Source organism: Pedobacter sp. AC402 (genome assembly GCF_979252805.1).
On record NZ_CEEDAI010000006.1, the window covers coordinates 349352 to 372551 of the forward strand.

A 23200-nucleotide genomic window follows, 5' to 3' on the forward strand; every position below is an offset into this window, starting at 1 on the left:
TTTTATAATGAAACATTTAAACCAGCCACAAAGTACCTGCTGCGCGGATAGCCACCAAAATCTACACCTGGTGTTAAGCCACCGTTTTTGTTTGTGCTCACCTCCGGATCGTAGCCTGAATAGGTATCGAATACTTGCAGGTTATAACCGGTTAAGTAAATCCGTACGTTGCTCAGCTTCAGTTTCGATATCCATGTTTTTGGCAAAGTGTAGCCCAGGCTTACATTATTGATTCTTATAAAAGATGCATCTTCAATCATCTGGTCGATAAGGCGGGGCGTTGTGCCGTAACCATCATACCTTGGAATTGTTCTTCCTTTATTTGCTTCGGCGAGTACAAGCGGGGTAGTGAGCGCGTTGCCGTTGGCATCAATTGTTGTCCAGCGATCTTTAAAATAAGCAAGGGTATTTACATTGGCACTTACGTTGGTGCTCATGTGCAACCTGTTGGCATTGTATACATCTCCGCCTGTAGCCCAGTTGATAAAAATGCTGAGGTCGAAACCTTTGTAAGAGAAGGTGTTGTTAAAACCGCCGATAAAATTAGGAATTCCATTTCCAAGTACGGTTCTATCCAGTGGGTTAATTATACCATCTCCGTTTAAATCAACAAGCTTTAAAAAGCCTGGCTGAGCAGCATAATTTACATCAGCAGGATTGCCTGGTTTAAGGGAATAAATATTGGTGGTGGGATTGTAATTAAAATCACTTACCTGGTAAACGCCGTTAGATCTGTAACCATACATTTGGCCCAATGCACCCCCTACCTGTACCAGGTAATCGTTTTGGGCTGTCCAGCTGTTGCTTAACCTAAAATCTTCGCCATTGCTTAAGGCCAAAACCTTGTTTTTATTTACCGACATGGAAAGGGTACTATTCCATAAAAAATTAGTGGTTCTTACATTTACAGTATTTAATGTAAGTTCTAAACCTTTATTGGATGTAGCTCCTATGTTTAAAAACTGACTGGCAAAACCACTGGTGTAAGGTATTTGAGTATTTAACAATAAATCTTTGGTACGGTTATCATAAGCTTCGATGGTTAGGGCGATTCTTTGTTTAAAGAAACCCAGATCTAAACCAATATTAAAAGATTTGGTTGTTTCCCACTTTAAATCTTCGTTTTCGATATTGTTTGGATAAACGGTAATGTTGTTGAGGTTATTTAGGGGATAGTTACCTGTAGCAAGCTGACTAAGCATTAAATAATTGGGGATGCGGTTGTTACCCGATGTACCATAACTAAGGCGAACCTTTGCATCCGAAAGAAATTTAATATCCTTTAAAAAAGGTTCATTAATGACTCTCCAGGCAAATGCCGCAGAAGGAAAATATCCCCACTTGTTGTTATCACCAAATTTTGAAGAACCATCTGCCCTTACGGTAGCATTAAAAAGGTATTTATCTTTGTAGGCATAACTTACACGCGAAAAGAAGGAAAGCATGCTTTCTGCTTCAGATATAGAAGTTGGAATACCGGACGTTGTGCCCAAAGAAATATTATCCAAGCCCAAATTTACAACCGGAAACCGGCTGTTGCTGGCACTAAATGCTTCTCTGCTTGTATACAATTGCTCCTGACCAACCAATACGGAAATTTTATGGTTTTTATTAAAGATATTGTCATAAGTAACTGTGTTGCTATAGTTCCAGCCGTTAATATCGGTTTGCGTTAATGAACCGAAGGCTCCCCCGCTTCTTTTGGCAAGTACCGAACGTGCATCGCTGAACAATTTATCTTTAGTTCCTGAAATACGGCCTGATACTAGGCCACGGTACGTAAAATGATCAGCAAAGTTGTAATCGATTGTTGTATTGAGGTTTAAAGTACGGTTAAAAGATTCCTTTTGTGTTGATTCTGCACTTGTTTTTGGGTTTTGCAGCGGAATGGCACTAACATCAACCGTGGGGTCGTTATCAAGCGTTGCGAAATCTTCGTCGCTTAAACCAATGCCACCTGTTGGCCTGTACTGAAAAAAGCTGATCAGGGTATTAAAACGGTCGCTACCATCGCGTGTACCAAAACCAGTTGTTTTTTGGTCGCTGTAATTCACAATGGCACTTAGTTTTATTTTTTTATTGATATTGTGTAAAAGACTCAACTTGGCAACATTTTTTGTAGAACCGCCTGGTTGTACAATGCCCTGATCGTTGTTATTGGAATAAAATAAATTAAACCGGGTTTCGCCCTGTCCGCCGGCAATACTAATTTTATGGTATTGTGTATTTACCCAATCGCCAAATATAATTTTCTGCCAGTTATTACCTGCTCGGTTATCGTAATTTGAGTGGTAATCAGAAAATTTACCAAATGTGTTTTCTACCCCGGTTAAAAGTGCTGGGTTATTGAGAAACCGCTCGTACACGAGGATATTAAAATCGTAGGGATTAAGTACAGGGATAAATTTATTGGCCTTTTTTGCACCGTAATACATATCGTACCCAATGGTTAACTTGCCTGGCTTTAATTGTTTGGTGGTAACTAAAATTACGCCATTTGCCCCTCTTGCTCCATAAATTGCGGTTGCAGAGGCATCTTTTAATACATCAATGCTTTCTACATCACCTGGATCTAAAAAGTTTATTCCATCAGTTTGCGGCACCCCATCTATCACATAAAGCGGCTCGTTACTTTGCGTAATAGAGCCCCCGCCCCGTAAGGTAATTGATGGACTCCCACCTGGCGAGCCATCATCAGCAGCAACCTGTAAACCGGCAACACGGCCAACCAGTGCCGAAGCTACGTTTTGCACAGGGCTTTTTGCAAGTTCTGCACCTTTAACAGATGAGATGGCACCGGTAAGGTCTGACCTTTTTTGTGTACCATAACCCACCACTACAACTTCGTTAAGGTTATTCTCATCATCAACGAGTTTAATATCAATGGTGGTACGGTTTTTTACCAATTGTTCTACAGATTTAGAACCGAGGTAAGAAAACACGAGTGTTGCGTTCGATTTTACTTTAATCTGGTAGCTACCGTTGTTTGCTGATACTACTTTATTGGCTGTTCCTTTTTCAGTAATGGTTGTACCTGGCATGGGCTGGTTCCCGCCATCGCGTACTACACCGTTTACTGTGATTACTTCTTGTGCATAAAGCATTTTGACAGTGAGAAACAATAAAAATATGAGTATGGTTCGTTTCATAATTCTTTATTTAAAGGGTTGCTACCTATATTATTTTAGTTGAAATGCTGTTTTGATAAATATGTTGGCAGCTGTTTTTACGGTTGCAGTTAAAAGATATTCGTCAAAAGCCTCTGATGCGGCACCTGCTGTTAAACTGGTATTTCCGCCAATACCAATAAGTTCAATCCCTGCTTGTATGGTTTTGGTTTCCCTGTTTACCAACCCGGTATCAATATCATATATTGGGTTTAGTGCGGCTATCATCGAGTCGTTGCCTGTTATAGGCAGTATATCTGTTCCGTCGGCATCGTTTCTCCTGATACTTACCCATGGGCGCAGGTATTTAAGTGTAGCAATCTGCAATTTATTCACCATTATGCGCAGTTGTGCAGCATGACGGGCCTCTACCGTTTGTATCCGGGCTGCAGTAGCCAAATGAGGCAGTGCCCATCAAGATAATCAATTGGCCTTTGTAAGCACGTTCGCCCAAATCTTCCATTGCAACAGCTGTGCGTAAAAATGTGCTATAATTTGTAGTTACGTTTACATTGATTTTCGTATAATCAAAATTGGCATAAGGCATTAGCGCTCTTGGCGTGCCACCCAAATCAGTAACCGCTTTAGTTAAAACATTAATGTGTGCCTGTTCCTGATCGCGCAGGGTGGTAATGATCGGTTTATCGGCTGCGGGAATTAAAGTTGGCGTAGTAGTGAGTGCATTGTTGTAAAACTGAAATTGCATGTAGGCCAGCGCTAAAACCAGGTTGAGCGAATCAACCGTAGCAGTATTTAAGGTGGTTTGGCTATATGCTTTCTGAAATGCGGTACCTAATGTTAAAGGTAGTACTGCTAAGGATACTTTTTTTCCGATATTAAAAAAGTGCTGCAATGCATTACGCCTTGGGCTCAATCTTTCATAAAGCTCACTTTCTACTTTTTCTATCTCGTTAAGGATATTTAAAACATTCATGTTGATTGTGATTTAAAGATTGATGATGGTCAATTTTGTTTTAATGTATTTTAATGCCTGCTCTAAAACTTTGCCTGGTGCTAAACTAACATCAAGGGCACTGCCTGCATCTGCACCAAGCGGGGCCAGTTCATTTAAATCAGCAAAACTCAATGCATCAATCTGGCTGCGTACATAAGCCGCATGGCGTGCTTCTACTGTAGCAATCTGGCTTAAAATAATGAGGTTGTAATCATTTTTACATCTGCTAATGGCATCATTATAGGCTGCAACGCCTAAATCTTCGAACGTTTTTGCTGTGTTGAGTACAGCTGTAGCATCGGCAAAATTAATACTCGAAAAATCTACGGTTAAATTTCCTATTGCAGTTGTGCCCAAAATTCTTTTGAAGAACTCACGATGTGCAATTTCGTGCAGTTTAATATCATTGAAGAATAAAATCTGTGTGGCAGTAAAGGAAGTTGGCAAACTTTCGGCGGCTTTAACATAAAATGCAGCTTCTAACTGTTCGAGTGCATAAATGTAATTTAGCAAACCTGCATCATCCTTAAAATCGATTGTATTATCGGTATTTACATAAGCTGCTTCAAATTCGGCAGGCTTATCTTTTTTACAGCCAATTAATCCAACTGCAATTGCTGATGCCCCTGTAAACTGTAAAAACTGCCTTCGCCGCATGCTTGCCGAAAAAGAATCTTTTTCAGCATTCGCTTCAGAATTACTTTTAGTCATTTTGTTAGTTGATTTATTATTTCGGTTATCTGCAAAATATCGAAGCCGGGTTTGGTTATTACCCTTAATCGATCGGTATTATTTGGTTATATCTGCAAAAAGCTTTTCAGGTTTTGCCTTGTGTGTGATGATTGTATAAGTATGGAGAGGAAAACTATCTCTACCATGTTTGTTCCACATCATTTAACGGAAACGAATTTAGCGTAAGCCAAATAAAAAGAGTTTTAAATTTGTTTAAAATACTATCAAATTTGAGTAAAACATCGATTTTATAGTTAATCGGCCATATTTTAACTAACAAAAAGAATTTTTATCACTTTATGATTAGTCCAAAAATATAGCATGATAAATAATACAATTTTAATATTAATGATATTTGGTAGGATAATTTATGAGTGATTAACAGCCTCAGACTGATATATTATTATTACTTACCCGGAAATAATACAGTTTTAAAATTTAAGATACACCACAAAAAAAAGGTTGCTCATTTAAATGAACAACCTTTGAGTATGTAAAAGATTTCTTGCTTTATAATAATTGCTTAACCAAAAAATTATTTTGCGACATAATCAAATGCCTTAAATTTTTGAAAAACATTAGCAGCGCAGCCCAACAAACCTGCTTTGTTACCCAGGTTAGCTGCAACCACCAAACCACTCGCCAATGATATGGGTACAGCCAGGGTTTTAATCCTTCTTTCGATTTCCCTTACATAAAAAGCACCTGATTCGCTTATACCGCCACCAATTACAATTTTTTGCGGACTAAAAATATTCACAAAACTGATAATTCCTGTTGCAAGGTAATCGAAATGGGATTCCATTGCTTCTACAGCATGTTCTTCCCTGGCGTGATATTTTTCTACCATGTACTTACCATCAATTTCTTCTGGTGGGTTGGGGTGAATGGATTTATAATGGTTAAGTAAGGCCGTAACCGAGGCATAAGCTTCTAAACAGCCGCGGCCACCACAGGCACAAGCTACGCCTTTATGCTCTACCACTATATGGCCAAGCTCTGTTCCTCTGTTTCTAAATCCGCCATAAAGTTTATTATCAATCATTACCGCACCGCCAATTCCTGTACCTACGGTAAGAAAAACAACATCGCTACAATCTTTCGCGGCACCATAGGTCATTTCGCCAAGTCCCATTAAATTGGCATCGTTATCCATTACAATATTATACCGTGTTACTTCCTGCAAAATTTCGCCTAAAGCCAATTGTTTAAAGCCAGGTAAATTATCTGCTCCGGCAATAATTTTATTGTTGTAGATAATTCCGGGGAAACCGATGCCTACACCTAGAATAGGGTTTTTAAACTTTTTAGCACAGGTATTAATTGCTTCTACAATAAGCGCAATGATTGCACCCTGTGTTTTCGCATTTTTTAGCGATACAATAATGGAATATAAAATTTCGCCATTTTGGTTTACCACTCCACATTTTAGTGAAGAGCCACCAACATCAATTCCGATTGCATATGATTGTTCCACGTTGAAATTATTTAAATTAACCATATACCGAACCTATTTTAAATGTTTTTTGCATTGCTTTAAAAGGATGTGTTTGTTTTGTATGAATCTAGCATCTAAATATAAGCTAAAAATAGTACCTCTGATGCGTCTAAGCCTTAGATTTCAGCCTAAAACCTTTAAATATTGATTAATAATTAAAATCAAAGCAGAATAATGACATCTTATTAGTTTTTAACAACAGATTTACAGCTAAGTTTGCCACGGAAACACGGAAAGCACGGAGAGCTACATCGACTACATCGTCCTCGTTTGTAACGAGGATGTACGAGTAATGCGATTTTATCGCTCTTAAAGGAATTATTTTCGCATTGCAAATGCGTACCTCTAAAATCCTCGTTACAAACGAGGACTATTTAAGATTGTGGTTATTTAAGTTTCAGATATAAGTTTATCGTCCTAAGGGATAATTTATTGTATAAAAATCAATATGAGTGACATGATTTTAAGGGATATCCTATGGCTATCGTCATTGCGAGAAGGCTTTTTCAGCCGACGAAGCAATCTTTATGTCAAAGCACTCAAACATGTAATAAACTTTCTCATTGGAGATAAGTTTGCGTGAGGGATAGCAGCGGAAAGCCCGCATCCCGATCCCTTCATCGGGAGAGGACTTGCAGCGAATAGCCCGACCCTTGCGCAGCTTGGGGCACGCCCAAATTACAACCATCACATAAGGCGTACACTTGATTGATCCACTTGTTATAAATCTGAAATACCAGCTCTAAAACAATCCATTAACCAAATTCAAAATATTTCTGATAATAATCAAAAGTGTTTCTGTTTCTCCCCCACTAACTTCACTCCACAAAACAATTATCAAAAGAACCTAACGAACACATGATGAAAAAAGCTTTTTGCTTAGTTTGGCTCACGGCCGCGATGATACTAAACTGTTATGCCTGGCCGATACCACAAAACCCAGCCCCGCAATGGCTCAAAAATGCAACGGATGTAATTGCATTTCAGCTAAATAAGGCTGCCATTACTTATAAACCCGGACAAAACCCACGTTCTATTAATCCAAACGGCACAGTAAGGACAGCGGGTGTAACCGATTGGACAACCGGGTTTTTTCCGGGCAGTTTATGGTATGGATATGAGCTTACGGGCGATAAAAACCTTGCCCAACAAGCCAGGAAATTTACCCTTGCGCTTGATACCGTGCGTAACATTACCAGCTCGCATGATTTAGGTTTTATGCTCTACTGTTCGTATGGCAATGCCTTTAGAATAACCGCAGATAAAAACTATTTGCCAGCGTTGGCCGATGGTGCACAACATTTATACAACCGATTTAACCCAAAGGTTGGGGTAATAAAATCGTGGGATTTTTCGTGGTGGCATTACCCGGTAATTATTGATAATATGATGAACCTCGAATATTTGTATTGGGCGGGTAAAGAATTTAAAAAGCCAGATTATATTATTGCGGCGAGTACGCATGCCAGCACAACGATGAAAAATCATTTCAGGCCTGATTTTAGCTCGTACCATGTGGTTGATTACGACCCTAACACTGGTAAGGTACTGGCCAAAAGAACCCATCAGGGGGTTACAGACGAATCGGCCTGGGCCCGTGGCCAGGGCTGGGGATTGTATGGCTATACCATGTGTTATGCCAATACTAAAAACACCGCATTTTTAACCCAGGCAGAAAATATTGCCAAATTTATTATGAACCACCCACGCATGCCAAAAGATAAAATTCCGGTGTGGGATTTTGACGTACATAATGCAATGGATACCGCAGAACGCGCGCCAAGAGATGCCTCTGCAGCAGCGGTAATTGCATCGGCCCTGCTGGATTTAAGCACACAGGTTAAAGACGGTAAAAAATATGTTGATTATGCGGAAGAAATACTTAAATCACTTTCTTCTGAAGCGTATTTAGCCAAACAGGGCGAAAATAAATATTTTCTACTGAAACACAGTGTAGGTGCATTTTTATACAATTCGGAGATTGATACGCCGCTAGATTATGCCGACTATTATTACCTGGAAGCCTTAAAACGTTATGTAGCCATTAAAAAAATAGATTTAAAAGATTTAGCTAAATCTTAATTTTTTAATCTTGCGGAGTTAAATCTGAAGCTTACCATAACATATTTACACAAAAGAAATTAAACTAATTTAAAACACAATAAATGAGCTTTAAAAAAAATATATTGCTTTACATGTTGATGTGCAGTACATTATTTGCCACAGCACAAGATATACCGATTACAAAAGCAAGTTTTGACGCAATTAATTTGGCTTACCCGGGTTTGGAAAAAGTAAACAAACTCTTTAACGCCGGCGAATATAACGATGCGGCCAATGCTCTTTTAACGTATTACCGTAACCGGAAAAATATTAAGCACCCTGATTTTAATGTAGGTGATGAAGCACGTTTTAGAGGAAAGGATATTGGTAAAGCCAACCAGGTAAAAGCAGATAACGCGTTGGAACATAAATTTCAGCCACAAAAAGGCTATGGGTATTACGATTACGGCAAGAATATAAACTGGGATTTTTGGCCTGTGAAAGACAATGAGGTACGCTGGCAGTTGCACCGTGTTACCTGGTGGCAACCAATGGGTATGGCCTACCGCAGCAGTGCTGATGAAAAATATGCCAAAGAATGGATTTTTCAGTTCAGAGATTGGGCAAAGAAAAACCCATTGGGTAAATCAAAAGATAACGACAGTTTTGCCTGGCGCCCTCTAGAAGTTTCGGAAAGGATACAAAGCTTACCCGGTACCTTTAATTTATTTGTAAGCTCGCCCAACTTTACCCCTTCATTTTTATTGGAATTTTTAAATCTGTTTAACCAACAAACTGATTACATCCCTAAAAACTACAGTACCGAGGGCAATCATTTGTTGTTTGAGGCACAAAGGGTTTTAGGATCGGGCAGTATTTTTCCGGAACTTAAACAGGCTGCGGTATGGCGTAAAAGTGGTATTGAAGTGCTTAACCGCGAAATTAAAAAGCAGGTTTATCCGGATGGTATGCAGTGGGAACTTTCGCCAACTTATCATGTTGCCACCATCGATATTTTTCTTAAAGCTTACAACGCTGCTAAACTGGCCGGCACAGAAAGAATTTCCGGAGAGTTATATTAAAACAGTAGAAAACATGGTAATAGCGACAGCAAATATCTCTTTTCCTGATTATAACAACCCAATGTTCGGCGATTCGTGGCCGGTTGAAAAATCATCAAGAATTAAGGCATTTGCTGCATGGGCCAAAACTTTCCCACAAAATGAAGAGATTAAATACTTTGCAACGGATGGCGCAGCGGGTGCTTTGCCGAATTATTTATCGCATGGATTAACCTCTTCTGGTTTTTACACTTTTAGAAACGGTTGGAACGATAAATCAACTGTAATGATTTTAAAAGCAAGTCAGCCTGGAGAGTTTCATGCCCAACCCGATAATGGCACTTTTGAGCTTTGGGTAAAAGGCAGAAATTTTACACCTGATGCCGGCTGTTATTTATATAGCGGTGATGCAGAAGTAACCAAAAAAGGAATTGGTACCGCCAAAGCCGCGTGCACAGTACACTTACCCTTGATAACCAAAATATGGTGATTACAAAAGCACAGCAAAATAAATGGTTTACCGCTTTAAACCAACCCTCAAATAATGGAGAAGGCGCAGGGAAAATGGATATTTTAACCTATACCAATCCAAGTTACCAGGATTTAAATCATCAGCGCAGCGTATTATTTATTGATCAGAAATATTTTCTCATCATTGATCAGGCTATTGGGAAAGCTACCGGTAACCTGGGCGTTCACTTCCAATTGAAGGAAGACAGCAAACCTGTTTTTGATAAGGCTAAAAACAAGGTTTACAGTACCTATAGCGACGGAAATAACTTATTGATTCAATCGCTGAATGCGGATAAAATTACCCTGAACGAAGAAGAAGGCAAAGTTTCTTATATCTACAACCAGGAAATGCCACGACCGGCTTTTGTATTTGAAAAACCTAAGCGCGACAACAAAACGCAAAATTTTATATCGATAGTTTATCCTTTTGAGGGTAGTAAAGCACCAGAAATTGCCATTACAGAAAATACAGGCAACAGTTTAGAAAAAGGCGAAATTAACCTTACCCTCACTATCGATGGCATAAAGCGTGTTGTAAAAACATCTTTAATTAAATAGCATAAAAACCAATTTAGTTTCCCTACAGGTTTTGATCTTTTGCAAGAGAGATCAAAACCTGTTGTGCTGCAATTTAAGAAAATAATTTGCGCGGCATTAGCCTGCTTAGCTTTATGGCAATCGCTGGCGTGAGGGATAGTAGCGTAAAGCCCACAGCGAGGAAGCATGACGAAGCGAGGACTTGTAGCGGATAGCCCGCCCCCTTGCGCAGCTTGGAGACACGCACAAATAAATGAATGAGTAAATGATTGTTAACAAAAACATAACCAACATGAAATAGCAAAACAACCACCAACTAACCAAAAAACAACATGAAAAAAAAGTCAGTTTACCTACAAAAGTATTTGGCAATAGCCTTATTATTTTTGGCAAGTGCTTGCAGTAAAATTCAAAATGGTGTAACCAGCCAAACTGAAGATCAAAAATTTACTGTTCCGAAAATGGCTTCAGGGCCACAGGCAAACCTAAATTACGGCGATACCATTTTAAATGTTACTTACGAAAATGGCACACTAAATTCGGGAATTGCGGCCATTAACCCAACCAATGCCACCGCCACAGATGCTGCTTACCTGGTATCGCTGGGCGCTACAACACCAAATTATGCAATAGCACACAAGGTTGTGTATGGCGATTCGGGCTATAACTCTGACGGCAACTGGAGAAGTGAGAGTGATGCCCAACAGGTTATTGCAGCACGTTATTTCCCCGGCGATGAGCGGCGTTACGAGTTTAGCGTTTTATTAAAAGACTGGCCGGTTTGGAACCAGGGCGACCCAACTAATGAAAGTAATCTTTTTCAGTTAAAAGTATCAGGCGGAGAAAATGTTCCATTGATGATCCGGGCGCAAAGAAATGCGGTTAGAATCAGGTATCAGGATGTTTCGACAAAGGACATCGTTAGCAACCTGCAACCCTATGTAAATCAATGGATTAAATTTAGAATTGATGTACTATGGACCACCACCACAACCGGATACATGAGAACCTACATGAAATTACCCGGACAGAATGATTTTGTTTTGGTAGACGAAAAAACAAACTATGCAACCTTTACAGGCGATGTTAATGCTGGGAATATTGGTTACATTAAATGGGGGTTATATGTGGTACCGCCAAACAGCACGCGCATTGTTTACCATGATGATATCCGCATTATTAACCTTAACCAAGCCCCTACCACAACAGGCTTAATTTGGGGCAACAGTATTCCTGATGCCAACCCGGCCTATTTGGATGGTCCGTATACATTAACTTCCAATATCACCAATCCTACCGCATATAACAATACCAGCCACATTTATATCCACCCGAACATAAAATACCAGGCCGCGCAAAACATTGTATATGTGAACAGCACCAACCCTGCACCAAACCCGGCAGATAATGTGATCGGTACCCCTCGATCTGATTTCTCACGCGCTACATTAACTGCCGCAGGCTTATCAAGCGGTACACCCGGCCCTGCTGCACGGTATTTAGTTGGCGGATGGGTAAATGCGGTATCAGCAGGAACACCTTCAGTATTTGATCCTACAGCGTATTATGAATTTAATATGGAACCTAAAACTGGTTATTATTTTAATTTTAGCGACCTTAAATTTACCGTGTTAAGGGGTGGTACAACGCATCCCAATACTTTTGTGCTCCGATCAAGCGTGGATAATTTTGCTGCAAATATTTCTGCTCCGGTAACAATTAGCGGTACAACTACCCCAACGCCGATCTCATTTAATGCATCATCATTAAGCAGCATTAATACTGCTATTACATTCAGACTTTATGCTTACGGCGCAACTGCAACAAGCGGAACAACGATTGTTGGCTTAAATGACTTCCAGATAAGTGGACAGGTTTTGCCTACTCCTTAAATAATAGAATAAGCGGATATATTTTTTAACGCGATTAGATGATAAAAAAGAAACTGCCCTAAAAAAAAGGGCAGTTTCTTTTCAAATAATTATAAATCTTTTTTTTAAGCGCTAATTAAGCTGTTAATATAAATCAGTTCCGGATAATTTAATCTGATAAGGCCACTGACCAATTAAATCGGGCTTTCTAGGCAATTTAGTATGTACTTTTGGCGCAGCACTTACCACCAACCATAAATAAGCTGTTTTGCTAGGCACTTTAAAAGTACAAGTTCCATCATTCGAAGAATACATTTTGCCATACACACGATCGCCATTTTCTTTAACAGCCAAAAAACCATATCTCCAGCCAGCATTTTCAGGGTTAATTATCTGGTAACCTTCTACATCTGTCAATTCTTTAAAATTAAGCTTAATGGTGTTGCTAGCTGGTAACTTAAGTCGAATGCCGTTATAACCATAACTTTGCAGACAGTCTTTTTTACTAATTGTATACCAGTCATTTACCAAGGGATTAAATATTGTTTTATGCTTATTGGCATATTTACTGGCTACCTCCTTCACACGTTTTAAATCCCAGGTGATAAACTTACGTGAGGCATCAAAAATCTCGTCGTTAAACTTTTCCTGGTCAATATTGTTGAGGCGTTTATAAGTCATCACCGGATCTTCGCCCGGATTTAAACCATTTAGCAACTTTCCGTAAAAATCTAGTCCATGTTTTTCTGACCAATACTCCAGTAAAAATGGCGAATGGTATTGGTTATCAGGGTGAAGAAAAGCAAGGTTGGTCTGTTTTAAAAATGCCATTAAATGGAAATTTTCAAAATCTACCCAGTTAGGATAAACCTGCCATAATAGATATTGACTTCCCATTTCATCTACAGCTCCATGAAAAGAAGTACCCCGATCTTTATTTGCCATATATTGAAAGGTGTGTCCAAGCTCATGTGCCAAAACACCATAAGGGAATTGGTGTACACGAACCGCAGGTGTCCATAAAATCGCTACGCTATCTTGTCCACCTCCATAAGCCGTACCCTCGTTTCCGCCATAAATAAAAACGAGTGCTTTATATCTGTCAGAAACAGAGTGGCCTTTTTTTAATACCTTTAATTTATCGATATAATAATTGTAAAAACGTTCGGTTTCCAATAGCGATCTTTTCACATCAAAACGTTTTGCAGTATCTGTATTCTGCATTGGATCATCTCCAAGTTCTTTCGACCAAAAAATAACCACATTAGCTGATTCAACCCGTCGTTTATTGCTAAAAACACTATTATTATCCTCAAAATTATTGTTTTCAGGAACTTTGTTTACATTTTTAGGAATAAACACCTTTTTTGCAGTTTCCTTTTTTTGGGCATTTCCAATTAAAGGCAAAACAAAAAGCAAAAATGCAAACGTTGGGCTGATTGTATGCTTAATTTTATATAACATTTATATCAAATGATTACTTAAATATATTTTTAGGTACTGTTCCTGTCCAGGATTCGGGCAGTTTACTTACCCCAAAAATTTTCGCCAGTACTAAACTTGTATTTTTATTGCTGTTAAATGAAGTGATTGAACCGCCTTTTTTAATCTGCGGACCGGTTATGGCCCAAGGCACCTGCATTTCTGCCATCGAAATACCTCCGTGGCCGGTGTTGATTCCGCCATGATCGGTAATTAATAAAATGTGGGTGTCTTTATAAATCCCATCTGCCTTTAATTTTCCGATCAGTACTCCTATAGCACTGTCTGCCTGCTCAATAGCCGCAATATATTCCGGTTTCATCCAGCCAAATCCATGCCCTGCGTGGTCGGTGTGTACACTATACAGGAAAGTTAACGTAGGATTTTGCTTGTTTTTTACCATAAAATCGTAAGCCTTCTGGTAGTTGTCTTTGTATTGATCTTTTTCTTCAAAAGATACCTCATCAAGGTATTTTTTATTGATGGGATTAATCAACTCTTTCCAGTTATAATAGTAAGCAGTTTTAACCGCAGGAATCGCATCCTTTAACACTTTAAATATAGACGGATAATAACCATCCTGATCTGTTTCTAATGGTTGCAGGGTATGTTTTTCCAATGTCCAGTCGTTGGCAGTTATACCATGTTCCTCCGGCCCGGAACCCGTCATATGGCTCGTCCAGTTTGGAAGCGTAACCGATGGCATTACCGGGCGGGTGGTTAATGATAGCACGCCATCAGCAAATAGCTTATCCAGGTTGGGGTGTTTAGCAGTTTTATACCCTTCTGCACTAAAGCCATCAAGGCCTAAAATTAAAACATGTGCTTTACGCTGGGCCAGGGCCGATAATGACAGTAGGGAAAGCACCATCATTTGTAAAAAAACTTTTTTCATAATTAACTAAGGTTCGTATTAAATGCTGCAATAAAAAATTATAAATAATCCATTATAACTTTTGCGATAGCTAAACCCATTAAGCTTAAAATTCAGCAATGGTAATAAAGATTATTCTATTCCGCATAATTACTAAACAAAAGTTTAACAATACTAAACATTAAAGTAACAAAACTGTTATTGATGTATAGAAATCGAATTTACCTATAATTAATGCTTTTGATATTAACTGTTATTTACAGTAACACATCATCTCATAACTTTTAGATTGTCCAAATTACTAAATAAAACAAAATATATGCTTATTAATAAGCAACTTAGCCATCCAAAAGTTTGAAGTGCATTTGATATTGCCATACTTGTTTTCTTTAAAATCAAATCCTTAATTTTAGCATTTAAAGCGCAGTAATGAGAGGGATTTATACTTATACATCCATTTACTACAAAATAATGATCAAAAAACCTGAAATCCAATTGCTATAATGACCAAAACCCATTTTACCCTATTTTTTTTATTAATTGCAAGTACAATAACCAGTTTTGCACAAAAAACTGTTGAAATTGCCACGAAAAACAATGTATTAATACTGGAAACCGATAAGGATAATGCATTATTATCAACATACATTGGCAAAAGGCTCCAAAGCACTGAAGAATACCCTAATATACAAGCCCTTGATAAATACAAACCGGGATCGGATGATCTTTTAAATAAGAGTGAAGCATACATTGCTTCTGGCTCACTGAATTTGATGGAACCAGCACTTAGCGTTACGCATAACGACGGCAATAAATCTACGGTGTTAAGCTTTTCGGAGGTTAAAACGGAACAGATCGATCAGAACAGAAAACTCACCAGCATTGTATTAAAAGATTTGAAATACAATTTTAAGGTGACTTTAAAATACCTGGCTTATTTTAACGAAGATGTAATTGAGCAATGGGCAGAGATTGAACACCATGAGAAAAAGAACATTGTATTAAATAAATATGCATCTGCAAACCTTACTTTGAATGGCCGAAAATTCTTTCTAAAAAACCAATACAGTGGTGCCACAAGAGAAATGAGATCAGAAGAACAACAGCTATTGCATGGAATTAAAACCATCGATTCGAAACTTGGCACCAGAACAAACCTGCTTCATTCTTCTTCATTTATGGTTTCGATTGATCAGCCGGCAACCGAAGACCTCGGCGAAGTGATAGCGGGTTCATTGGCCTGGACAGGAAATTTTAAGCTGGATTTTGAAACTTTTGATGAATATTATTTAAGGATTACTGCCGGAATCAATAATTTTTCATCTAACTATACCCTTAAAGCAGGCGAAAATTTTGTAACCCCACGTTTTATCTATACCTATTCATCAGAAGGAAAAGGTTTGGCTAGTAGAAACCTGCAAAATTGGGCAAGGAACTACCAGATATTAGATGGAAAAGGGGAAAGATCTACCATTTTAAACAACTGGGAAACCACTTATTTCGATTTTAACGATGAAAAATTAAACGAACTTACTAAGGATACCAAAAAATTAGGTGTAGATGTGTTCTTATTGGATGATGGTTGGTTTGGAAACAAATATCCGCGGAATGGCGCAACTTCAGGTCTTGGCGATTGGCAATATAACCGGCAAAAGCTTAAAAATGGCATCAGTACTTTGGGTAAAGAGGCCACCGCAAGTGGTGTAAAATTTGGCATCTGGATAGAACCGGAAATGGTGAATCCAAAAAGCGAACTTTATGAAAATCATCCGGATTGGATTATCAGACAGCCAGAAAGGAAGGAATATTACATGCGCAATCAATTGGTGCTTGATTTAACCAACCCGAAAGTGCAGGATTTTATTTTCAATACCGTTAATGATATTTTTAAGGAAGTGCCCGAACTTGCTTTTATTAAATGGGATTGCAATTCGCTGATTTATAATGCCAACTCCCCTACTTTAAAAAATCAGGATCATTTCTATATTGAATACATCAGGGGTTTAAACAATGTACTGGAAAGGATTAGAAAAAAAATACCCTAAAACACCGATGATGCTTTGTGCAGGCGGAGGTTCGAGAGTGGATTATGCAGCACTTAAATACTTTACTGAATTTTGGCCAAGTGATAATACAAATCCCTACGACCGCATTTTTATCCAGTGGGAATATTCTTATTATTTCCCTTCGATTGCTGTTGATAACCACATTACCGACATGGGTAAACAACCGATTAAATTTAAAACAGATGTAGCCATGATGGGCAAACTGGGTTATGATGTACGCGTAAATGAGCTGAGCAGTAATGATTTGCTATTTAGTAAGAACGCTGTTAAAACCTATAACAACTTTAAAGATATTGTTTGGCACGGCCAACAGTACCGCTTTGCAGGATCCTTACGAAAATAAAATTGCTTCAATTGCCTATGTAAACGATGCGAAGGATCAAGCCATTGTTTTTAATTATTATGTGGCCACACTTTTTACCAATGGTGTAATATTGCCGATCAAACTAAAAGGATTGGATCCTGCTAAAAAATACAAAATAGAAGAAATTAATTTGTACCCAGGCACAAAATCTCCAATTGATGCTACCAAGGTTTACTCTGGCGACTTTTTAATGAAAGTGGGCTTTAATCCAGAGGCAAACAGTTACAGAACAAGCGTAGTTTTAAAGGTACAGGCAATTTAATTCTGTTTTATACAGTAAACCATACTGGCTTTTATAACCACCAAACCTAAGCGTTAAGGTTTGGTGGTATTATTTGTGCTTTATTACATTCGTTTTAGCAGAAATTAATCAGATGATAAAATTTCAACGTTGAATGCAATTTATCCTTGATAAAATTAATATAAGCCTAGTTCAGCCAATGCTGCATTTTGGGTTCCATCCCATGAGTTGCTGGCAATAATTTTGAAATAACGAAAGGTTTTTGGCGAACTAAAGCCAAAATACTGAACACCATCTCCATTAGCGGCCTGCTTACTGAAAACACTGGTAAATGTTGTTCCATCATTACTGATCAGTAATTCAAAATCTTTGATTGCTCTGCTAGCACCTTCTCTTTGAGTGAGTGATAATCCGCCATTTACTGTTTTAACAGAACCTAAATCAACAGTAATAAAGTGCGGATAAGTAGCTGCATTAGATGACCATCTCGAGTGCCAGAAGGTTGAGGGTAAGCCATCAATTGCATCAACAGCTTTACCCGCAGCAGCGGTTTCCTGTGAGCTAAAACCAGCAATAGTCCACCCAGTTTTCGACAACTCCGGTCTGGTTGAAAAATCGAGTACAGGAATTCCGTTATTAAAAGTATAAGGGTATATCGTTTCGTTTATAACGCCATTGTTGTGTACCAATTTAACCTTAAGTTCGTAGGGTATACCATTGGTTTTAACGGCCAACTCTGCAATTGGCATTACCACCCTAAAACTATCTGTACCAATCACACTGGAAGCCCAGGTAATGGCATTGTAATCTTTATTTGTACCTGTTCCCTCGTTATTTACATTAGGATCGTTATAATACAGTACTTTGTTTACTGTACCGGTACTGGTAAATTTACCCGATACCACAATTGCACCCAGGCCGGAATCGTAGTTGGCGTAAATCTTATTTATTTTGGAAGTTACCGCTCCATAATAGGTTTTAGTATCGTTATTAAATACTTCGCAGGCGTTAAAAATAGCTGCTTCTGCATCGGTTACAAAAGTTGGCCTTACTTCCAGGTAATAATTGCTAAGTGCCATTATTGGTTCTTTATAATTGGTATTTGTGCCATTTGCATAAATATTTTGCGATGCCCATTGCCTATCGTGTGGGGCGTTAAAGGCATGGCCAAGCTCATGCATCATTCCTCCAACCCATTTGGCAAAATTGTTTCGGCCAGGGTTGAACACCCCTTTTAAGGCCATATCCATATAAGGGTTATCGTTTGCAAAACAATATCTTCCATATCCATAAAAAGGCTGTACACCTTCCAAAGGTTGGGGGCCCTCGGTGGTATTGTTATCATAACCGAATGCGGGTACCAATATCAATACGTGGTTACTGGTTTTAAGTGTGGGGTGTGCTGCAAAATATGCGTTAATCTCAGTAGTGTAGGCCGAGCCATTTGTTCCGTAACTGGCTTTTGGGTTTGCAGCCCTAATGAGTACAATTTCTGCATTGCCCGTGGCTCCATCTTGTTTTAAACCAAATGTTTTGGCCCCGTATCCGGCATTGTTCATTGCATTACTGTACCAACCCTGGGCATAAATCATTACATCACTCAAACGTTTTTTCCAATTTGGGAGGGTATCTAAATCAGAAGGAATAAAGTAAACAATGGCCAGATTTCTGGTTTGAGTAATAATGCTATTTGTGGTAGCCAGTTTAGTTGGTTTTTTTGTATTTCCGTCATCAATACTGCCTTCGGTGGCAAGTTCTGCCTTTTTGCAAGATGATGCAAACAGGATAATGGTACAAAATAATGTAAATAGGGTTACAGTTTTTTTCATATCAGGCGATTTTGAGTAAAATTTTTATAAATCTTAATTGTTGATTTTGATTAAAATATTTTAGAGAAAGCCTCTGCCAATGGGCAGTTTTAATTGTAGATGCTATGGTGAAATTATATGTAACCCTAAGTTAACCTCGATGTAAATTTTTAGGATATAGTTAAACGTACAAAAAACAGACAAAATCATGGATATATAACGTATTGATATACAAATGATTATTTAGTAAACTTTTAAAGAATGGACAAACATCTATGTTTCAAAATTGGAGAAGCTACAGCCAGCGAGATTTGTCCTACCAACTTATAATCAGAAAATTTCTTTTGTAGATAAATCCTGCAACTTAGGTGAAATTACCTTCCCTATTCCGCTGAATAAAACTTTAACACCCATCACCTTTCCTATCGATTGTTTATAGCTGGTAGACAATGCTTTTTTTCCATTAAGCATTATCGAAACTTTTTTGTTTTCAACTCTGATTTCTACAACACCGCCATTTAGGGGATCAAAGGCAAGGCCGCCTAAAAACTGGTCAGAGCCTATCACTCTTTTTTCTGAAAATTTATATTGCGAAAACGCAACACAGCTGCCGCGATTGAGGGTAAGCAAATGGCGGTGTTTTTCTCCAAGAATAATAAAAGTTGTTTCTACGCACTGAGTACCCGGCCTGCTTTGTTCAGAAAATACCTTACAAGTAAAAGAAAAATTATCGCCGCTAATATTTGAAGGCTTAATGTTACTAAAACCTACCAAAAATGGCTTACTTGTAGATAAACCAGCAGAATCGAGCTGTTTTTTTGATACATAAATATTATTCGGATTTAATGGTTTTAAGCCCGCTATAGGATAAGCCCGTGAGGTATCGTTACCCGAATTGGCTACCCAACCCTTTGTACGCATGTATACAGCCACTGTATCAATAGGTTTATCGTGGTATAAAAGTGTTGCGTAAACCACACCTGGATTTCTAAAAAACTTTGCCACTTCTTTTTTGCCACTGATAGTTGATTGCAAGGCCTCATCCATAAAATCAATCTTGTACGCTTCATTATCATTTATCGGCCTACTGGATTTTAGCTTAAAAACTGCTGTATGGGGTACATAGCCATACGGATTTTCGCATACTAATTTAACATCTGCAGGATGTTGCATATAGCTGGAAAAAAACAAAACGCTGAGTAAAATCAACAATGGAACAGCACTTAAAGCAATGTAAAGTGGTTTTTTGGGTTTTATTTTATTTTCTGGTAAAGTTTGGATATTATCTTCAGCTTCAACACTGGCTTGAGCTTGTACCGCAGCCAATTCTGTAGCCATATGCACAAGTTCAAACTCCTGCCAATCGCGGTAGCCGATAAATTGGGCCAATGCATCTCTTGTAGCTTTTTGCGGGAAATATCGTTGTGGCGTTTTCAACTGGCCAAACAGTCTTTTTAATGTATTGATACTTAAATAAACTTTAGTTTGTTTTCCAAGCTGACTGCTCAGGCTATTGTAATCACATGCCCGCCACTCTTCAATTGCCCTGCCGCCCATTTTTTCTATTAGCCGTTGGCAACAAATATCCATTGCTACAACTGAGCGCTGATGATTTGTATGTAAAGCACTAGTTTCCATTCGGCAGTTTTTCTAGTAAAAGGAGAAAGTTAATGTAAAACGGGCTAAAACGCCCTTAAAAAAGTTAACAAATACTAAACTTTTGTTTTACAAACATATGAATTTCAAAGACTTTTTTATATTACTTTATTGTTAATATCAAACATTTTTAAAGATGGATGGAAAACGCATTATCTGTTAAACCTTATAAATACCGATGTTGAGTAAATAAACAACGGCTTTAAAGCTTATAAGAAAGATAAGGTTTGAGTTATAGAATTAACTATATTAAGGAGGAAGAGCGTAAAAATCGTCCATTTTTAAATGATTTTTTTGTAATAAGAATAAAAAAGAGGCATGCCATTTTACTGACAATGCCTCTTAGTTAATCAAACTAACAAATTAAAAAAACAATGCGGATACTCTTATTTCATTGTTTTACCCAAAATGCCAATTCAAACATTCACTTTATTGGGATGAACTATTAATTAAATTTAATATCGATTAATGTATAAAAACCAGAATAACAATAAGATATACCAAAGTTAATTTATACTACACGGTAAAACAGCTAATAATTAACTGATAGTAACAGGATTTTAGCAGGTAAATGTTTGAATATGTTACCGATAAATTTGAATGGGGTTTATAAAATAAAAAACTTATTTTGCAGCTTTCTTTAAAAACTCCACCTCAAAATCCTTTAAAAATGGGTTTCCACTGATATCGAATACCGGGTCTATTTTAGTTTTTGTCCAATACATCATCAACGCTCCAATATCTGCAACAGCAGGAACTAATGAATATCCTGTAGTACCTGCAAAGGTAGATTGTGATGGTGCATCGGCTCCTAAGGGAGTCCAAACATAAGCACCGTTAAGATTCATATTATAACCTATCGGGGCTGTATTTTGAAGTGTTCCTTCGGCACCTTCATCCATTGCCCAGAAACCTTTTAAAGCGGTATAATTGGGATGTTTGGTTATATCTTTTAAATTAAGGCTGTTTTGAATAACTGACTGATCCAATGCAATATCAAAATATTGAAGGTTTGCCCCGTAAAAATCCAGACTTCCACCTGCAAAGGTTTTATAACCTATAGAAAATGGCTCGATCGTAGACAGACTTTTATGTGTTATGATATTGCCTGTATTATTTAACTCCCCATCGGTATAAGTACTTACTGTTCTTGTAGTTGAATTAACATATTTTACAGTCATTGTAAGGGTGTGCCATTTTCCGTCTGCGATAGACCCACCAATAATCTGTTGTCTACCAACACCAGATCCATTTGCGGAACCTCCAATGGAAACTGCCCATCTACTGTTATCTTGTTGAAACCATGCCCAACCCGTTTGGACTGCCCCAGCAATAACCGTACTTTTAGAAAGGAAAATGGGATAGTATGTGGTTGTATTATTGAATTTTGTTTGCATTTGAACTGTAAAGTTACCTATGGTACCACTATCATAAAGTCCGTTATCAGTTGTAATTTTTGCTCCAATGCCATTATTATTGTATTTAATTAAATTAAAACCAACTTTTTTTAGTTCCTGTGATTTTAAAAGGGGTTGATTGACCACGATAAAGCCGCTTTCGGGATTTTCACTACTGCCACCATGGTTAGTAGTGATAATAAACAACCACTCTTCGTTAGCATAGGTTTTACGGGCTTTAACGGCTTTAATAATCTCATCTACATATCCATCTGCTTTATTTATGGCATCTTTGTAGGCACTATTGGCAGCTTTATAACCCCCGTTTTTACCGGCAACTTCAACTTCTCTAAAATTTACAACTGTAGCAGCAATTCCTTCATATTTACTCAACAACGCAATGGTCGAATCTTTGGCCGCCTGGTCGGTATTTACAATTGGCCGATAGTCGGCCACTTTCACATAATTTCTTAAGTTGGGCCAAGGGCTGATAAAAGCTGTTTTAGTACCTGTTGCACTCATAATGTAATCAAGAACATTTCTTCTTAACGGCACCGCGTCATGTTCTCCAGAATTTGGATCAGTAGTTGGCTGAAAATCATCTGTTGATACCAAGTGTTTTGTATACGGTACTCCAGTAACCATCGATGTCCATGTGGCAGCATCTGTAGCCACAGCAGATTTAAAGGTAGCAAAGGAATATTTACTGGTTGGCAGCATTGCTGTAATAGTTGGTGGGGCAATTGTTCTTAATTCTGAACCTGTTACACCATCAATACTAATTACAATAACTTTTCTTGATGCGGTGACAGAATTATCGAGTACTTCATTAAATACTGGAGGATTGGGATATTTTTTGCAACCGGCAAGCACAGTAATGGCTAATGAAAGTGCTAGTAGCACCTGCTTTTTATTTATTGAATAAATCATGTTCA

At 38.1% G+C, this 23200-nt stretch carries 17 protein-coding genes and 1 pseudogene; 8 read left to right on the plus strand and 10 right to left on the minus strand.

Annotation, left to right across the window (positions count from 1 at the left end; all coding sequences use genetic code 11):
• Positions 1–2 precede the first annotated feature (2 nt).
• From AC0IWE_RS05935 to AC0IWE_RS05955, 5 genes are all read right to left on the minus strand, one after another.
• Entirely contained in the window at positions 3–3149 is a 3147-nt protein-coding gene (locus AC0IWE_RS05935) for a SusC/RagA family TonB-linked outer membrane protein (protein ID WP_471792325.1), read from the minus strand.
• Positions 3150–3179: 30 nt separating this feature from the next.
• Complete coding sequence (locus tag AC0IWE_RS05940) at positions 3180–3506, minus strand: hypothetical protein (protein ID WP_471792326.1); 327 nt, start codon at positions 3504–3506, stop codon at positions 3180–3182.
• A complete protein-coding gene (locus AC0IWE_RS05945) occupies positions 3496–4101 on the minus strand; it encodes a ferritin-like domain-containing protein (RefSeq protein ID WP_471792327.1) in 606 nt (201 codons plus the stop codon). The genes AC0IWE_RS05940 and AC0IWE_RS05945 overlap by 11 nt, the downstream gene beginning before the upstream one ends.
• Before the next feature lie 12 nt (positions 4102–4113).
• The gene (locus AC0IWE_RS05950; RefSeq protein WP_463496251.1) at positions 4114–4833 is read right to left on the minus strand and encodes a ferritin-like domain-containing protein; all 720 of its coding nucleotides are present in this window, start codon (positions 4831–4833) and stop codon (positions 4114–4116) included.
• A gap of 556 nt (positions 4834–5389) precedes the next feature.
• A complete protein-coding gene (locus tag AC0IWE_RS05955; RefSeq protein ID WP_463496253.1) occupies positions 5390–6331 on the minus strand; it encodes an ROK family protein in 942 nt (313 codons plus the stop codon).
• A gap of 879 nt (positions 6332–7210) precedes the next feature.
• On the opposite strand from AC0IWE_RS05955, the gene AC0IWE_RS05960 reads away from it, so the two are divergent.
• From AC0IWE_RS05960 to AC0IWE_RS05980, 5 genes and pseudogenes are all read left to right on the plus strand, one after another.
• Complete coding sequence (locus AC0IWE_RS05960; RefSeq protein WP_471792328.1) at positions 7211–8434, plus strand: glycoside hydrolase family 88 protein; 1224 nt, start codon at positions 7211–7213, stop codon at positions 8432–8434.
• A 119-nt stretch (positions 8435–8553) separates the two neighbouring features.
• A pseudogene (locus tag AC0IWE_RS05965) lies at positions 8554–9574 on the plus strand (heparinase II/III family protein); the annotation flags it as partial.
• Positions 9575–9661: 87 nt separating this feature from the next.
• The gene (locus AC0IWE_RS05970; protein WP_471792418.1) at positions 9662–9946 is read left to right on the plus strand and encodes a heparinase II/III domain-containing protein; all 285 of its coding nucleotides are present in this window, start codon (positions 9662–9664) and stop codon (positions 9944–9946) included.
• Entirely contained in the window at positions 9907–10527 is a 621-nt protein-coding gene (locus AC0IWE_RS05975; RefSeq protein WP_471792329.1) for a heparinase II/III domain-containing protein, read from the plus strand. The genes AC0IWE_RS05970 and AC0IWE_RS05975 overlap by 40 nt, the downstream gene beginning before the upstream one ends.
• A gap of 311 nt (positions 10528–10838) precedes the next feature.
• Positions 10839–12398 carry a heparin lyase I family protein gene (locus AC0IWE_RS05980; RefSeq protein WP_471792330.1) on the plus strand — a complete coding sequence of 520 codons (1560 nt, stop codon included), beginning with the start codon at positions 10839–10841 and terminating at the stop codon, positions 12396–12398.
• A gap of 123 nt (positions 12399–12521) precedes the next feature.
• On the opposite strand, the gene AC0IWE_RS05985 is transcribed toward AC0IWE_RS05980, so the two are convergent.
• Both AC0IWE_RS05985 and AC0IWE_RS05990 read right to left on the minus strand, forming a co-directional pair.
• Positions 12522–13841: a DUF6055 domain-containing protein gene (locus AC0IWE_RS05985; protein ID WP_471792331.1), complete on the minus strand. Its 1320-nt coding sequence runs from the start codon at positions 13839–13841 to the stop codon at positions 12522–12524.
• Between the two features lie 13 nt (positions 13842–13854).
• Entirely contained in the window at positions 13855–14754 is a 900-nt protein-coding gene (locus AC0IWE_RS05990) for an alkaline phosphatase family protein (protein ID WP_471792332.1), read from the minus strand.
• 482 nt (positions 14755–15236) lie between these two features.
• On the opposite strand from AC0IWE_RS05990, the gene AC0IWE_RS05995 reads away from it, so the two are divergent.
• Genes AC0IWE_RS05995 through AC0IWE_RS06005 form a run of 3 tightly spaced genes read left to right on the plus strand, consistent with a single transcriptional unit; the run spans position 15237 to position 17425 of the window.
• Positions 15237–16778 (plus strand): alpha-galactosidase, encoded by a 1542-nt coding sequence (locus AC0IWE_RS05995; RefSeq protein WP_471792333.1) that lies wholly within the window; start codon positions 15237–15239, stop codon positions 16776–16778.
• Positions 16744–17142, plus strand: coding sequence for an alpha-galactosidase (locus AC0IWE_RS06000; protein WP_471792334.1), 399 nt, complete (start codon positions 16744–16746; stop codon positions 17140–17142). Before AC0IWE_RS05995 ends, AC0IWE_RS06000 begins: the two co-directional genes overlap by 35 nt.
• Positions 17120–17425: a GH36 C-terminal domain-containing protein gene (locus tag AC0IWE_RS06005; RefSeq protein ID WP_471792335.1), complete on the plus strand. Its 306-nt coding sequence runs from the start codon at positions 17120–17122 to the stop codon at positions 17423–17425. The genes AC0IWE_RS06000 and AC0IWE_RS06005 overlap by 23 nt, the downstream gene beginning before the upstream one ends.
• Before the next feature lie 155 nt (positions 17426–17580).
• Here the strand turns inward: AC0IWE_RS06005 and AC0IWE_RS06010 are convergent, their stop codons facing one another.
• From AC0IWE_RS06010 to AC0IWE_RS06020, 3 genes are all read right to left on the minus strand, one after another.
• On the minus strand, positions 17581–19233 hold the full coding sequence (locus AC0IWE_RS06010) for a discoidin domain-containing protein (protein WP_471792336.1): 1653 nt from the start codon (positions 19231–19233) through the stop codon (positions 17581–17583).
• 309 nt (positions 19234–19542) lie between these two features.
• Positions 19543–20850: a hypothetical protein gene (locus tag AC0IWE_RS06015; RefSeq protein WP_471792337.1), complete on the minus strand. Its 1308-nt coding sequence runs from the start codon at positions 20848–20850 to the stop codon at positions 19543–19545.
• Positions 20851–21491: 641 nt separating this feature from the next.
• Entirely contained in the window at positions 21492–23195 is a 1704-nt protein-coding gene (locus tag AC0IWE_RS06020) for an alkaline phosphatase family protein (protein ID WP_471792338.1), read from the minus strand.
• Positions 23196–23200: the final 5 nt, after the last annotated feature.